At 66.5% G+C, this 14,357-nt stretch carries 13 protein-coding genes and 1 pseudogene; 10 read left to right on the forward strand and 4 right to left on the reverse strand.

The window, feature by feature from the left end; translation table 11 throughout:
* Positions 1-50 precede the first annotated feature (50 nt).
* The 7 genes and pseudogenes from XCC_RS17475 (at position 51) to XCC_RS17505 (ending at position 6,863) form a co-directional block, all read left to right on the forward strand.
* Positions 51-1,448 carry an amidohydrolase gene (locus XCC_RS17475; RefSeq protein ID WP_012437413.1) on the forward strand — a complete coding sequence of 466 codons (1,398 nt, stop codon included), beginning with the start codon at positions 51-53 and terminating at the stop codon, positions 1,446-1,448.
* The gene (locus XCC_RS17480; RefSeq protein ID WP_019237273.1) at positions 1,445-2,725 is read left to right on the forward strand and encodes an amidohydrolase family protein; all 1,281 of its coding nucleotides are present in this window, start codon (positions 1,445-1,447) and stop codon (positions 2,723-2,725) included. Before XCC_RS17475 ends, XCC_RS17480 begins: the two co-directional genes overlap by 4 nt.
* A gap of 164 nt (positions 2,726-2,889) precedes the next feature.
* Positions 2,890-3,456, forward strand: coding sequence for a hypothetical protein (locus XCC_RS17485; protein ID WP_011038471.1), 567 nt, complete (start codon positions 2,890-2,892; stop codon positions 3,454-3,456).
* Positions 3,453-3,872 carry a DUF2809 domain-containing protein gene (locus XCC_RS17490; RefSeq protein WP_011038472.1) on the forward strand — a complete coding sequence of 140 codons (420 nt, stop codon included), beginning with the start codon at positions 3,453-3,455 and terminating at the stop codon, positions 3,870-3,872. The genes XCC_RS17485 and XCC_RS17490 overlap by 4 nt, the downstream gene beginning before the upstream one ends.
* A 279-nt stretch (positions 3,873-4,151) precedes the next feature.
* On the forward strand, positions 4,152-4,682 hold the full coding sequence (locus XCC_RS17495; protein ID WP_228422460.1) for a hypothetical protein: 531 nt from the start codon (positions 4,152-4,154) through the stop codon (positions 4,680-4,682).
* 1 nt (position 4,683) lies between these two features.
* Positions 4,684-5,055 carry a hypothetical protein gene (locus XCC_RS17500; protein WP_019237274.1) on the forward strand — a complete coding sequence of 124 codons (372 nt, stop codon included), beginning with the start codon at positions 4,684-4,686 and terminating at the stop codon, positions 5,053-5,055.
* Between the two features lie 206 nt (positions 5,056-5,261).
* A pseudogene (locus XCC_RS17505) lies at positions 5,262-6,863 on the forward strand (rhamnogalacturonan lyase B N-terminal domain-containing protein).
* A 62-nt stretch (positions 6,864-6,925) separates the two neighbouring features.
* On the opposite strand, the gene XCC_RS17510 reads toward XCC_RS17505, so the two are convergent.
* Positions 6,926-7,714, reverse strand: coding sequence for a GH12 family glycosyl hydrolase domain-containing protein (locus tag XCC_RS17510; protein WP_011038478.1), 789 nt, complete (start codon positions 7,712-7,714; stop codon positions 6,926-6,928).
* A 285-nt stretch (positions 7,715-7,999) separates the two neighbouring features.
* Positions 8,000-8,815 carry a GH12 family glycosyl hydrolase domain-containing protein gene (locus XCC_RS17515; RefSeq protein WP_011038479.1) on the reverse strand — a complete coding sequence of 272 codons (816 nt, stop codon included), beginning with the start codon at positions 8,813-8,815 and terminating at the stop codon, positions 8,000-8,002.
* Between the two features lie 469 nt (positions 8,816-9,284).
* On the opposite strand from XCC_RS17515, the gene XCC_RS17520 reads away from it, so the two are divergent.
* Together XCC_RS17520 and XCC_RS17525 are read left to right on the forward strand one after the other, a co-directional pair.
* Positions 9,285-10,229: a DegV family protein gene (locus tag XCC_RS17520; RefSeq protein WP_011038480.1), complete on the forward strand. Its 945-nt coding sequence runs from the start codon at positions 9,285-9,287 to the stop codon at positions 10,227-10,229.
* Between the two features lie 98 nt (positions 10,230-10,327).
* Positions 10,328-10,666, forward strand: coding sequence for a hypothetical protein (locus XCC_RS17525; protein WP_016944410.1), 339 nt, complete (start codon positions 10,328-10,330; stop codon positions 10,664-10,666).
* Between the two features lie 130 nt (positions 10,667-10,796).
* Here the strand turns inward: XCC_RS17525 and XCC_RS17530 are convergent, their stop codons facing one another.
* Both XCC_RS17530 and XCC_RS17535 read right to left on the reverse strand, forming a co-directional pair.
* Positions 10,797-11,720: a DMT family transporter gene (locus XCC_RS17530; RefSeq protein ID WP_011038482.1), complete on the reverse strand. Its 924-nt coding sequence runs from the start codon at positions 11,718-11,720 to the stop codon at positions 10,797-10,799.
* Entirely contained in the window at positions 11,717-12,508 is a 792-nt protein-coding gene (locus XCC_RS17535) for a PhzF family phenazine biosynthesis protein (protein ID WP_011038483.1), read from the reverse strand. The genes XCC_RS17530 and XCC_RS17535 overlap by 4 nt, the downstream gene beginning before the upstream one ends.
* 122 nt (positions 12,509-12,630) lie before the next feature.
* Between XCC_RS17535 and XCC_RS17540 the strand changes: the two genes are divergently transcribed.
* Complete coding sequence (locus XCC_RS17540) at positions 12,631-14,040, forward strand: PLP-dependent aminotransferase family protein (RefSeq protein WP_011038484.1); 1,410 nt, start codon at positions 12,631-12,633, stop codon at positions 14,038-14,040.
* Positions 14,041-14,357 lie beyond the last annotated feature (317 nt).

The raw sequence follows: 14,357 nt of genomic DNA on the forward strand, positions 1-14,357 counted from the left end.
CGCCGGCCGCTAGGTTTGCGCAGACGTCTTTCGTTCCACCGGGGAAATCCATGCGTTCCATCCTGTTCGCCGCGCTGGGCGCGGCTGTGCTGTGCGGGCCTGCCGCGGCCGCGTCGCGTTTCGTCGAAGACCCGTACCCCAGCACCTACCACGCGCTCGCCTCTGGCCCAGTGCTGATCCAGCATGCCACCGTGCTCACCGGCACCGGCCAGCGCCTGGACGATGCCGACGTACTGCTGCGCGACGGCAAGGTGGCTGCGGTCGGCCGTGGCCTGGAGGTGCCCGCCGACGCGCGCCGCATCGACGGCACCGGCAAGTGGGTGACGCCGGGCATCATCGACGTGCACTCGCACCTGGGCGTGTACCCCAGCCCGGGCGTCAGCGCCCACAGCGACGGCAACGAAATGACCGCCCCGGTCACCCCCAACGTGTGGGCCGAGCATTCGGTGTGGCCGCAGGACCCGGGCTTCGGCACGGCACTGGCTGGCGGCATCACCTCGCTGCAGGTGCTGCCCGGCTCGGCCAACCTGATTGGTGGCCGTGGTGTCACCCTCAAGAACGTGGCGGCCACCACCTACCAGGGCATGAAATTTCCCGGTGCGCCGTGGGGCCTGAAGATGGCCTGCGGCGAAAACCCCAAGCGCGTGTATGGCGAAAAAGGCGGCCCGGCCACGCGCATGGGCAACGTTGCCGGTTACCGCGCGGCCTTCATCGACGCGGCCGAATACTTGAACAAGAACGCGCCCAAGAAGAGCGAGAAGAAGCGCCACTGGTGGAGCGGCGGCGGCGACAACGACAGCAGCGGCGATGCCGGTGGCAAGCGCGATCTCAAGCTGGACACGCTGGCCGGTGCCATCAACGGCGACATCCGCGTGCACATCCACTGCTACCGCGCCGATGAAATGGCCACCATGCTGGATCTGGCCAAGGAGTTCGGCTTCCACATCGCCGCGTTCCACCACGGCGTGGAAGCCTACAAGCTGGCCGACCGGTTGGCGCAGGAAAACGTCTGCGGCGCGCTGTGGGCCGATTGGTGGGGCTTCAAGATGGAAGCCTTCGACGGCATCCAGGAAAACATCGCCATCGTCGATCGCCCGGCCAACAGCTGCGCCATCGTGCATTCGGATTCGGAAGAAGGCATTCAGCGGCTCAATCAGGAAGCGGCCAAGGTGATTGCCAACGCGCGCCGCGCCGGCATGGAGATTCCGCCCGAACGCGCCATCCGCTGGCTCACCAGCAACGCCGCCAAGGCGCTGGGCATCGAGCAACAGACCGGTGCGCTGGAGCCGGGCAAGATGGGCGATATGGTGGTGTGGAACGGCAACCCCTTCAGTTCCTACGCACTGGCCGAGCAGGTGTATATCGACGGCGCGCAGGTGTACGACCGCCACGACCGCAGGTTGCAACCGGTCTCCGACTTCATGCTGGGCCAGGAGGTGGCACGATGAGCCGCGCCATGTTCCGCCGCCCGCGCCTGCGTGCGTTGTCCGCATTGGTGCTGGCTGCGCTGACATTGCCGGCAGTTGCGCAGCAGGTGCTGATTCGCGGCGCCACCGTGCATACCGCCACCAGCCAGGGCACGTTGCGCAATACCGATGTCCTGGTGCAGGGTGGCGTGATTCGCGCCATCGGCACTGGCCTTGCCGTGCCCACCCACGGCCGCGTGGTCGAGGCCAAGGGCCGCCCGCTGACGCCGGCCCTGTTTGGCGGCATCACCGAGATCGGTATCGAAGAAGTGTCTGGCGAAGCCGCCACGGTGGACAGCGGCGTCAAGCTGACCGAGCAGCCGATGCGCCCGGAATTCGACGTCACCCTGGCCTACAACCCGGACTCGGTGCTGATCCCGGTGGCACGCGTGGAAGGCATCGGCTTCACCGCGCTCGGGGCGACCACCAGCGGCGCGTTCATCGCCGGCCAAGGCGGCATCGTGCGCCTGGATGGCGGCCCGGATCCGGTCGGCCCGCATGCCCTGTTCGTTCGTCTGGGTGCGGCCGCGTCGGACCTGACCGGCAGCTCGCGCGCCGCGCAGTGGATGCTGCTCGATCAACTGGTGGCCGAAGCACGCGGGCGCGTGCCGGCAGACTCGCCGCATGCCTTGCTGACCCCGGTTGGCCGCAGCGTGCTGGCCAACTATTTGGCCGGCCGGGGCCGCATCGTGGTGCAGGTGGAACGGGCTGCGGACATCCGCCAGCTGTTGCGTTGGGCGCAGCGCGAGAAGGTGCGCATTGCCATTGCCGGCGGCACCGAAGCGTGGAAGCTCGCCCCGCAGCTGGCGCAGGCCAAGGTGCCGGTGCTGGTGGATGCGTTGGCAGATCTGCCTTCCACCTTCGACCAGATCGGCGCCACGCTGGAAAACGCCGCACGCCTGCGCGCGGCCGGCGTGGAGGTGAGCTTCACCCAGAGCGGCGATGCCTCGCACAACGCACGCAAGCTGCGTCAGCTGGCCGGTAATGCCGTGGCCAATGGCCTGCCATGGGAATCCGGCCTGGCCGGGCTGACCCGCGTGCCGGCGGAAATCTTTGGCGTGGGCGATCGCATCGGCAGCATTGCGGTGGGCAAGCAGGCCGACCTGGTGCTGTGGGACGGCGACCCGCTGGATGTGGCGCATTACGCCGAACAGGTCTGGATGGGCGGGCGCGACATGCCGATGCGCTCGCGCCAGACCGATCTGCGCGACCGCTATCTGCAGCAGGCCGGCCCGTTGCCACGCGCCTACCAACGCTGAGCTGCGCGGCGCGGCGCCGCGCACGGCTGCGTCGCTGACAGTGGTCGCAGCACGCTGTAAGCGCCGCATCGCGGCGCCGCGCAGTGCAACACACTGCAAGCATCGCAATGCACTCCACCGTCGCAGGCAGCACGCCTGCGACACCTCATCGCAAATGACTGCCCATGCGCCTGATGCGCACACTGCTGTTGTCGTTGTTGCTGCTGCCGCTGCTGGCCGGCGCCCAATCCGGCTGGATCGATACGCAAGGCCAACCGATTCCCAACTCCTCTAGCCGCAAGGCGGTGCAGGACCTGGGCGCCAGCCTGCTGCTGACCCCCGATGCGGACTGGCAGCAAAAATGGAATACGCCCAGCGACACCACGCCGCACTTCAATGAGGTCGATCACCTCGCTACCGGCGAGGTGTTGTTCATGCTGATCCTGCTCTCCAACCCGGGCCTGGATGCGCAGCGGCATACCGACGTGGTGTGCAATATCCGCATCATCGACCCGACCGGGAACCTCGTGCAGGACACCACCGACACGCCCTGCCTGCAGGGCGAACTCAGCGGCGACCCACGCAATGTGTACATGGCTCAGGCCAGCCTGCATGTGGAGGCCGAAGCCGACGACCCGCCGGGCCGCTGGCAGGTACAGGTCACCGTCAATGACCGCCAGCGCGGGGTCAGCATTCCGCTCAGCACCAGCTTCACCATTGGCCGCAAACGCGCCGCAGCGACCGCCCGATGAGCAGCATGCCGCGACGGACCCGCGCCGCGTACCTGCTCATCGCGGCGGCCATCTTCTTGACCGAAGTGGCCATCGCCGCCGGCTGGATCGGCGGGCCATGGGTGCGCGGCAGCCTGGGCGATGTGTTGGCGGTGGCGTTGGTGTATTGCGGCCTGCGCGGTGTGTTCGCCTGCCCGCCGCGGTGGGCCTGCGTGCTGGCGATTGCCATCGGCCTGCTGATCCAAGGGCTGCAGGCCGCGCACCTGGCCGACCGGCTCGGTCTGCGCCCCGGCAGCGCCGCCTACATCGCACTTGGCAACACCGCCACGCTGCACGACCTGGTGATGTATCTGATCGGCGGGCTGCTTGCCTACTGCTGCGACGTATTGCTGCGTCGCCGTGTCATGCGTGCATCGCAGCATGTAGCGCAGCAGTGAGACACATTTTCTGGAGACACGAATGGCCGGTTCGATGACCACGGCGCTGACACGCATGCGCTGGCCGGCTGTGAGCGTGCGCGTGCGCCCGCGCCTGCTCCCGCACCATCGCCGTCGGCAGCGACGCCGACCACCTCGGCGACCAGTGCGCCGGCAACACCCGCCGCAGCAGCAACGCCAGTCGAAGGCGCATCGCTCGCGCTGGGCTGCGCGGAAGGCGACGACCCCGCGCAGGAAGCCAGTGCCATCGCCGCACGCGGTGGCGGCATGGTGCAACGGGTGTCCGCGCATCGCCTGCAGGTCACCACGCCGGCCGGCGCACAGATCTTTGCCGACACCGCGCCCTTCGACGAACCGCTGGAGGGCGAGGACTACCGCTTTTGTGATCGGCGCGATGGCTACCTGCTGCTGCAGCATCGCGACGGCGGCACCTTCGCCGGTACCTTGATCGACGCACGCACCGGCACGCAGACGCCGGGCGGCCTGCGCGTGGTGATCGCGCCGGACCACAGCCGCTATCTGGCCACCGCGCAGCCCGATGGCATGGATGGCGAGGAGTGGCAGGTGCTGAGCATCGACGGAAAGCAGCTTGCGTCCACGACCAATGCCCTGCTCAGCGACGACGCCGCCGAGCCCGGCATCATCGCCACGCTGGATGCACCGCAGTGGAGCACCGCGCAGCAGCTGCAGGCCACTGCCACCTGCCTGAGCGATGAGACGCAGCAGTGGCAGGTGCGCCTGGTCGAGCAGGCCGGCCGCTGGCAATGGCAGCCACGTCGTGATTGCGCGAGCGCGCCCACGGAGCAATGACATGTTCCAGGGCAGCACGACGGGGTCGATTCAACAGCGTGTCCTGCAGCAGGCGCCCGCCAATCTGCAACGCGGTCTGGAAACGGTGGGCGGGCGGCTGATCCTGACCGCCGATGCGCTGCACTTCCAACCGCATGCCTTCAATATCCAGACCCAGTCGCTGACCATCATGCTGCTGCAGATCGCATCGCTGCAGTTGTGCTGGACGCGCCTGCTCGGCCTGCTGCCGCTGGCACCCAATTCGCTGGCGGTGCAGCTGGCCGATGGCAGCGAGCATCGCTTCGTACTTGGCAAACGCGAGCAGTGGATGCGCGCCATCCAGGCGGCCCGCGATGCCAAACGCCAGGCCGCCACACCGCCGCCATTGCCATAGCCATCGCCGCCGCTTCCGCGCAACCGGCGGCCTGCGCGCCAAGCGGCGATGCATGCCGGTCGCACCGCGAGCGTGACCTGCACTGCGCTTCGCGTACCGGGCGTGAACCCAGCGCACGCTCCTGGGCTGCGGTTATCGCCGCTGCAGCCGCGCCCGCCTAGCATCGCGCATCGGCGCACCGCGCCTTGCTCGTTACGGAGATCGACATGCATCGCATCCCGCTGCGCACGCTGGCCTGTGCGCTTGTGCTCTACGCTGGCGTCGTCGCGCCCGCATTCGCCGCCTTCGGCATCACCCGCAGTGGTGATCGCATCGTGGTGGATACCGGCGCCGAGCTGCTGTTTTCGGTCAATGCCAGCAACGGCGATCTCGTGTCGATTCGCTACCGCGGCAACGAACTGCAGACCACCGAATCCAAGGGCTCGCATATCGCCTCCGGGCTAGGCACCGCCAGCGTGGAGGCGCGCGTGGTGGGCGGCGCCATCGTGATCACGGCCAAGGCCGGCGACCTCACCCAGTACTACATCGCACGCAAGGGCCGTAATGCCATCTACATGGCCACCTCCGCGCCCAGCCTGCTGCCGGTGGGCGAGCTGCGCTTCATCGCCCGCTTGAACGTGGCCAAGCTGCCGAACGCGTTGCAGGAACCGGATTCCAGCGTCGGCACTGCGATTGAAGGCGAAGACGTGTTCCTGCTGCCGGATGGACGGACCAGCTCCAAGTTCTACTCGGCCCGGCGCATGTTCGAGGACCCGCTGCACGGCGTCAGCGGCAACGGCGTGGCGGTGTTCATGCTGATGGGCAATCGCGAGCGCAGTGCGGGCGGGCCGTTCTTCAAGGACATCGCCACACAGAAAACCCGCGTCACCCATGAGTTGTACAACTAAATGTATTCGGACCACACCCAGACCGAAGCCTTCCGCGGTGAATTGCACGGCGTGTACGGCCTGTTGTTCACCGACGGCGGTGCGCCCTCCTCCGCACAGACCAGCACCGACTTCATCGATGCCAGCCTGGGCGTGAACGGCTACCTGGCAGCGGACGGGCGCGGCACGCTTGCCGGGCGCGTGAGCGGGGTGCTGGCAGGGCAGCCGGCGGTGGTCGGCTTGCGCAACGCTCAGGCGCAATACTGGGCCACGGCCACTGGCAGCGGCGACTACCAGATCAACGGCGTGCGCCCGGGCCGCTACCGCATGACGCTGTATCAACACGAGCTGGAGGTGGCGCAACGCGATGTCGAAGTGTTTGCCGGCGCCACCGCACAGGCCGCGCTGCAGGCGGTGAGCTTGCCCGGCGCGGTGAAGTGGTAGATCGGCGTTCCCGATGGCACGCCCGGCGGCTTCCAGTACGCAGACCTGCTGCCGCGCGCGCATCCGTCCGATGCGCGCATGCGCTGGGCACCGGTCACCTACACAGTGGGATCAAGCAGCGTGGGCAGCTTTCCGGCGGTGCAGTGGCGCGGGATCAACACGCCCACACAAATCGTGTTTAGCTTGAGCAGCAGCGAAGTGCGCAGCTATCGGCTGCGCATCTTCGTGCCGTTGGCGCAGGTCAGCGCGCGCCCGCAGATCGCCGTCAACGCCCGATGGAACGGCCCGGTCCCCGCTGCACCGAATCAACCCAAGACGCGCGGCATCACCCGTGGCACCACACGCGGCAACAACACGCTGTGTGAAGTGGATATCCCGGCGACGGCGCTGCAGGCCGGCAGTAACCGGATCGCCATCAGCCTGGCCTCGGGGTCGCCGGACAATGGCTTCCTCAGCCCGGCCATCGTCTACGACAGCGTGCAGCTGGTCGCACCGTAATCACGCCACGTGCGGGTGCCCGCATAGCGCACGGCAGAACGCGTGGTGTGCGGTGCATAGCATCAATTGGCGGTGATGCCACCGCTCAACGACACGCTTCCGGTACCACCGGTCACCTCGAAGCCACCCTCCACCACTTGCAGATACAAGGCATTGCTGTAGCGGCCATCGCCACTGCGCAAGGTCTGCAACCTGTCGAGAAACGCCTTGATGTTGGCGTTGAGGTGGCCACTGGTTGGCAGCGGATTACTGTTGCCTGCCGTGCCATGCGGAATGAAGGTGTAGACGTAATAGCCCGCAGCATCGTTATTGCCTTGCCACAGGTCGTAGCTGACACCGCCGGAGCTGATCGCGTTGGGCACGCTCAACGTACCCAGGGGATAGGAGTTGTTGGCACCCCAGATCATCACTTCCAGCTGCGGCGTGCCCTTGCTTGCGTCCTTGCGGAAGAACAAGTCATAGGCGAAATCCCCGGTTTGCCCACTGCCCTTGGTGGTGAAGGCCACCGCGCCGCTCAATGTCTTGATCGCCGATACCTGATGCGGAAAGAAGCTGTCGGTGGCCGGGTTCATCGTGTAATGCCAGCCGCGGCAGATGGCTGGGTAGCCGTAAAGCTGCCCACTGGGCAGGCTGTAGGACACCGTCATGCTGGGCGTGCTGCCGCTACCGAATGTCGCGGTGATGGCGTTATTGCTGTCGTTGAAATTGTTGTTATAGGCGTATTGCGTGCCGTATACCTTGGTCTGCCCGGTGTAGGCGATGGCAGTACCGGCGGTAAGCAGAAGTGCGGCAACGACACTGCCTGCAAGCCATGAGGGGGCGAAACGCACTGCGTGTGTGGACGTTTGCATGTGGACTCCAGTGATGGACGGACAACTTGCCTACTTCTGCACATGCGCTCTTGGGCGATACACCGGTTAACGAAGCCGTTACGCAATATCCGAAGCCAGCAGCGAGAGAAAACATCGCGCATCCCTTCGCATTTCGCGCTCAGCACCAGATGTGCGCGCACGAAGAAACGCGTTACACCTTTACTGGTGTAACGCGTTTTGATCATCGCGCCGGCTAGGAGGTGATCAAGGCCGACCGGGGGCCAGCAACGACAACGCCAACCGTGGCCGCGCTGATCGCCGCGGTTACTTGGCGTCCATCGTGGCGCTGACCTTGGCCCAGCCATTGCCGCGCACCACTTCGAAACCGGCTTCGGCCGCATGCAGATACATGCTGTTGTTGTAGCGGCCATCCTTCGAGCGGTTGGTCTGCAACCAGTTGAGGAATGGCTTGGCATCCACGTTGAGGCTGCCGCTGGTCTTCAGCGTGGCCTGCCCCGCGGTTCCGGTCGGGATGAAGGTGTAGACGTAATAGCCCGCACCGGAGTTGAAGCCTTCCCACAGATCAAAGGTGCGCCCGCCAGCGGTGATCACCTTGCTGGCGGTCAGCGTGCCGATCGGCCAGGAGTTGTGGTCGCCCCAGATCATCACTTCCAGCTGCGGATTGCCTTTGGCGGTATCCCAGCGGAAGAAGATGTCGTAGGCGAAATCGCCCGCCAGGTTGGTGCCGCCGGCGCTGTAGCTGAACTTCATCGGGATCGAGCTGATCGAGGAGATCTGCTTCGGAAACAGCGTGTCGCTGGTGGGGTTCCAGTCGTAATGCCAGCCGCGCACGATCGCCGGATATCCGTAGAGGTTGTAGTCGGCGAAGTTGAAGGTGACGGTGAGCTCCGGCGTGCTGCCGGTGCCGAACGTGCCCTGGATGATGTTGTTGGGATCGTTGAAGTTGTTCACCCACGCGTAGTGGTTGCCGAAGATCTTGTACGGCCCGGCCAGCGCGACCGGCGCGAGTGCCACCAGCCCGAGGGTCAGGGCGGCCTTCCACCAGCGCGAGGCACGCCGCCGTGTGGTGGGCGCCTGCGCAGTGGCCTGGTCGAGGATGCGATGTTGAGTCTGCTGCATGTGGTGTCTCCCTTGGATTCAGCGCGCGACGCCACCGTTGCGGCGTCGGGACCGCTGCCTGGCAGCGATCGCAGCGGGACCCTAGCAGCGCCGCGTCGCCAGGAGCTATAGCGAAACCTGGGGGCCTGCAGGTGCCCAGACGATAGCGGGCGCTACCCGGCAATCGGGGCGTGCGCCCGTCCTCAGTTCGTCGTCGGCGTGCTGCCACGCCACTGCATCCCGGTCAGGTGGCGGCGGCCTTGGTGAGCGCGATTGCTGCGTTGCCACATCGCGCGACGGCGCACTGGCGCCGTGCAGTGACCTGCCTGGATAGGTGCTGCGCGCAGCGTGCCCGGGCCATCCGGCAGACCCCGGCGACGCTGCCGCCAAGCCCGTCCCCGCGCGCCTTCCGACCAATGCCCTTCGCCTCGCGCCCGATTTGCGATAGCGTTCACATCCAGAGACGACGCAACAGCCGGAGGGGGCGACGATGCGCATCGGAATCGTGGTGGACAGTGCGTGCGACTTGCCGCAGGACTTCATCCAACGCAACAACGTCATCGTGCTGCCGATCAGCGTGCGTATCGGCGAAGCCGTGCTGGCCGACCATCGCGACGAGGAAGCCACCTTGAGCTTCCTGCACGCGCACGTGGCCGAGCGCGGCCATGAGGCGGAGACGACGCCGTTTTCGGTCAACCAGATCCGCGACCTATTCCTGCAGCGGCTGGTCATCGATTACGACCACGTGTTCTGCCTGACTATCTCCAAGCTGCGCAGCCAGATATTCGACAACGCCACCCAGGCGAGCTTTGCGATCCTCAACGACTACAAGCCGGTGCGGCAGGCGGCCGGGCACACCTCGCCGTTCGCGCTGCGGGTGATCGACACGCTGAACCTGTTCGCAGGCCAGGGCATCACCGCGGTGGAAGCGGTACGCCTGCGTGCGCAAGGCCTGGGCGTGGCGCCGATCCGCGCCCGGCTCGAGCAATTGGCCGAGCACACCTATGGCTACATGATTCCGCGCGATCTCTACTACCTGCGTGCGCGTGCGCGCACCAAGGGCGATCGCAGCGTGGGCCTGATCGGCGCCGCGCTGGGCAGCGCGCTGGACATCAAGCCGGTGCTGCGCGCCTACCGTGGCGTCACCGAGCCGGTGGCAAAGCTCAAGGGCTTCGAACCCTCGGCCGAAAAGCTGTTCGCCTTCACCGTGCGCAAGCTCCGCGAGGGGCTGATGACACCCACCGTATGCGTGGGCTATGGCGGCGAACTTGCCGAACTGCACGCGTTGCCGGGCTATGCCGCGTTGCAGGCCGCCTGCCAGACGCAGGGCGTGGAGCTGTTCGAAAGCGTGATGAGCCTGACCGGCATGGTCAACGTCGGCAAAGGTGCGTTGGCGGTGGCCTTCGCCGCCGAGCCGCACAGCTTCTCGGCATAAACATGCGCCTGCATGCCAGCACACGGCAGCAGGCCTCGACGACGCGCTCACCGCCGCTGGCATAAGGTGCCCGGCACCTGTCATCCGAGTGTGTGCCCATGCCTGTCAGCTATTCGATCAGCCTGCCCGACCCCAAGCTCGCCCGCGGCAGCGCGCCGGCGGTGAGCTTCAGCGCCAATGGTGCGGAGGCCTTTGCCGAACAGTTGCAGGCTGCCCTGCGCGACCCGGCCTGGTTCGACCGCTGGCGCCAGCTGCAGGCCGACCCGGACGAGGTGGACCCCAGCCTGGGCGTCACCGACCCGGCGGCCACCGTGACCGGCAAGCAGGGCGACCTGCGCATCGACCTGGTGGCCACCACCAGCATCCCCGGCGACCTGCTCAAGCAGCGTATGCAGGCCCTGGCCGGCCATCACTGGGAACTGCGCGACGTCCGTTGACGCGCAGATGACGTGCCGGTTTGCGCGGACGATCGTGTTGCGCAAACCGGTGCGGCTTCAAGACACTGCCGCGCTGACTCCTCTCCAGCATGCGAGCGAAATGACTGACTACTCGTCATCGTAGCGCGCGTTACCGCTGCAGCACTGCCTTGCCAGTTGCCCACCGTGGCCAGCGCCATTTCAGATTCACCGCCAGCGTACCGCAGACGATCAAGCCCAGGCCCAGCCATTGCACCGGCGCCAGCGCGTGACCGTACAGCAGGTAATCCAACAGCAGCGTCACCAGTGGATACACGAAGGCCAGCACCGCGATGGTGGCCACGTGCAGATGGCGGTACGACGAATAGAACAGCACGTAGACAATACCGCTGTGGATCACGCCCAGGCCCACCAGCCAGGCCCAATGCAGGCCCGGATGCAGCGCAGCGCTGCTGGAAAATCCCATAAGCAGCAGCGTCCCGACCCAGCACTGCACGGTGACCACCGCCAACGGCCGCTCACGGCCGATGCGTCGGGACATCAGCAATGAGGCGCCACAGAGCAGTGCCGCCAGCAGCGTCAGCCCGATGCCCAGCAGATAGCTGCGGTCGGCGGACTGCCACAATCGCAAGGGGTCTGCCGAACACGCCACGCCGATGAAGGCGAGCAGCGTCCAGCCCAGATCGGCGCGACGCGTGCGTTCGCCCTGCACCACCGCCGCCAGGATCAGCATCACGAACGGAAACACGTGATACACCATGGTGGCCACACCGATCGACGAGCGCGCCATGCCGGCAAACAGCGCTACCCAGTTCAACACCAGCAGCACGCCGCTGATGGCCGCATCGCGTAGCAGGCGGCGCTCGCGCCATAGCCCGCGCAGGTGCCCACCAAGCACCCCGCACACAGTAAGAAACAGTGCGCCAAACAGGCAGCGGTAGAACACCGCCGTCACCGGGTCCTGGCCGCTTTCATGCACGAAGACGCCAACCGAGCCGATCAACACCTCGGCCAACAGCAGCTGCCAGATTGCGCGGCGCGACGCCGCCTCCGGTGGTGCAGCCGCAACGCTCATAGCGTGATCTCCCCACGCAGATAGTGCACGGCGCTGCCACGTACGTAGACATGCGCCGGTGTGACACGACACGCCAGCTCACCGCCACGCGCCGAGGCCTGCAGCGCGCGCAGATCGGTCTTTCCAAGCGTGCGCGCCCACAACGGCGCCAGCGCTGCATGGATCGAACCGGTGACAGGGTCCTCCGCTCCGCCATTGGCCGGCCAGAAATAGCGCGACACCAGGTCATGCGTGGCTCCCGGTGCGGTAATGGCCACATCGCGTGGCGCCAACGCCAGCATCTGCGCCAGGTCGGGCACCACGGCACGCACCTGCTGCTCGTCCGCGTACACCCCGATGTAGGCCTGTGCGTTGGCATACACCGCCTGCGGTGCGATCGACAACGCGGCCAGCAGTGGCGCCGGGACCTGCGTGACCAGGGTCGGCAGCTGATTGGGAAAGCAAATCTCGAACGTAGCTTCGTCCACCTGCTCAACACCGATCTCACCGACCGCCGGGGCGCGCAGCCGCAACGGAAACGGTGCCAGCTGCTGGCGCGCAATGACGTACGCACTTGCCAGCGTGGCATGGCCGCAGAAGCCGACTTCCTTCAACGGCGAGAACCAACGGATGTCGAAGACGCCGGCGTGATCGCGCACAAAGAACGTGGTTTCCGACAGATTGTTTTCGGCAGCGATCGCCTGCATCACCGGCACCGGTAACCATGCCTGCAATGGCACCACCGCCGCAGGGTTGCCCTTGAAACGCACACACGTAAACGCATCGACCACGAACAGGGAAAGCAGCACGTTGCAACCTCGCCAGAAGGCCGGGCAGGTCGCCCGGCACGGCCAGTCTGCAGCGCGATACGCGACCAGGACAGATTCAGATACGCTACAAACAGACCAATACAGATTTGGGCACCGTACCCATGCTGCTTTACGAATCGCTGGCCACACAGCTGCGGCAACAGATCGAGCGCGGCACCCTGCGCGCCGGCGAACGCCTGCCCTCGATCCGCCAGCTGGCCGCCAGCCACGGCATCAGCCCCGCCACCGCCGTGCAGGCCTGCCTGCAACTGGAACGCGAGGGCCGCGTCCAGGCGCGGCCACGTTCCGGCTATTTCGTGCGCGCCGCTGCCGCGCCACTGCCGGCCGCCACGCCCACGCCACGCCGGCGTGCGCCGGGCGTCATCGCCAACCCCGCATTGCAGGGCGTGTTCGACCTGCTCGCACGTACCGACCTGGTGCCGCTGCACCTGGCGACGCCTGCGCCCGCGCTACTACCCGGCGCACACCTAGCCGCAGCGATGTCGCGCCAGCTACGCCGCCAGCGCACTGCGGCACTGGACTATGCACCTCCACAGGGCCACGCCGCGCTGCGTCGGCAGATCGCGCTGCGGTATGCGCAATGCGGCACCAACGTGGACGCAGACGAAGTGGTGATCACCGCTGGCGCGATGGAGGCAATCAGCCTGACGTTACGCACCATCACCACGCCAGGCGATGTGGTGGTGGTGGAGGCGCCCACCTACCACGGCATCCTGCAAGCGGTCGCCGCGCTGCGTCTGAAGGTGCTGGAAGTTCCCAACCGCGCAGGGCAAGGCATTGACGCCGCGCATCTGGATGCACTGCTGCAACGCACGCCGGCACGCGCCGCGATCCTGGTGCCCAACTTCAACAATCCGCTGGGCAGCCTCACCCCCGATCACGCCAAGCGCGCCGTAGTGGACAGTTGCGCACGGCATGGCACGGTGGTGATCGAAGACGATATCTACGGCGAGCTGGCCTGGTCTGGTCAGCGCCCACGCCCGCTGCGGCAGTTCGACACGCACGCCAACGTCATCACCTGCGGCTCGTTTTCCAAGGTGTTGTCACCTGGCCTGCGCGTGGGCTGGCTGCTCGGTGGGCCGTGGACCGACGCGCTGGTGCGCGCCAAGTATTTTTCCACCGTCGGCAACGCGAGCCTGCCGCAGCTGGCCCTGGCCGATTACCTGGCGCAACACGATCTGGAGCGGCATCTGCGCAAGCTGCGCCGCACGCTGGCCGACAACGGTCAACGCCTGCGCGATGCGATCGTGCGGCACTGGCCATCCGGCACGCGCATCGGCGAGCCGGCAGGTGGATTGTCGCTGTGGCTGCAGTTGCCCGATGGCGGCAGCGGCCAGACGCTGTTCGAAGCCGCGCTGGCCAAGGGCATCGGCACCTCACCCGGCCAGGTGTATTCCAGCCGCGGCGACTACGCCGACCATCTGCGCCTGACCTGCGGCCAGCCGTGGAGCGAGACACTGGACCGCGCCATGCGGCAGCTGGGACGGCTGACCGCGCAACGCCCGCGTTGAATCGCGGGCGTACGCGTTGTTGCCAGAAATCCAGCAGGCACCTGCTCTGTTCGCAGGTACTGCGCGTCGATGGTTGGAAGGTGATCAACGGCGTCCGCAGTCGTGACGCGATGCGCTGCGGGAACTAAAAGCAAGGGCTCGCAGGGCGACAACACTGCGGCATTGCCACCGCATTTAGCAATGGCGCCTTACCGCATCAGCGCGCGCGACACGGCAACCACTACGACACCAAACACGCCGGCACTGCCTCACTGAGAGCAGCGATCAAAACAACGACGCAACTGCCAGGCGGGAGCGGCGGCCAGTGCTCGGATCGG

The organism is Xanthomonas campestris pv. campestris str. ATCC 33913 (genome assembly GCF_000007145.1).
GTDB lineage: Bacteria > Pseudomonadota > Gammaproteobacteria > Xanthomonadales > Xanthomonadaceae > Xanthomonas > Xanthomonas campestris.

Bases quoted from the DNA above. Each gene is read 5' to 3' on its own strand.
- XCC_RS17475 (WP_012437413.1), top strand. From the start codon at position 51: ATGCGTTCCATCCTGTTCGCCGCGCTGGGCGCGGCTGTGCTGTGCGGG.
- XCC_RS17480 (WP_019237273.1), top strand. From the start codon at position 1,445: ATGAGCCGCGCCATGTTCCGCCGCCCGCGCCTGCGTGCGTTGTCCGCA.
- XCC_RS17485 (WP_011038471.1), top strand. From the start codon at position 2,890: ATGCGCCTGATGCGCACACTGCTGTTGTCGTTGTTGCTGCTGCCGCTG.
- XCC_RS17490 (WP_011038472.1), top strand. From the start codon at position 3,453: ATGAGCAGCATGCCGCGACGGACCCGCGCCGCGTACCTGCTCATCGCG.
- XCC_RS17500 (WP_019237274.1), top strand. From the start codon at position 4,684: ATGTTCCAGGGCAGCACGACGGGGTCGATTCAACAGCGTGTCCTGCAG.
- XCC_RS17510 (WP_011038478.1), bottom strand. From the start codon at position 7,714: ATGCAAACGTCCACACACGCAGTGCGTTTCGCCCCCTCATGGCTTGCA.
- XCC_RS17515 (WP_011038479.1), bottom strand. From the start codon at position 8,815: ATGCAGCAGACTCAACATCGCATCCTCGACCAGGCCACTGCGCAGGCG.
- XCC_RS17520 (WP_011038480.1), top strand. From the start codon at position 9,285: ATGCGCATCGGAATCGTGGTGGACAGTGCGTGCGACTTGCCGCAGGAC.
- XCC_RS17525 (WP_016944410.1), top strand. From the start codon at position 10,328: ATGCCTGTCAGCTATTCGATCAGCCTGCCCGACCCCAAGCTCGCCCGC.
- XCC_RS17530 (WP_011038482.1), bottom strand. From the start codon at position 11,720: ATGAGCGTTGCGGCTGCACCACCGGAGGCGGCGTCGCGCCGCGCAATC.
- XCC_RS17540 (WP_011038484.1), top strand. From the start codon at position 12,631: ATGCTGCTTTACGAATCGCTGGCCACACAGCTGCGGCAACAGATCGAG.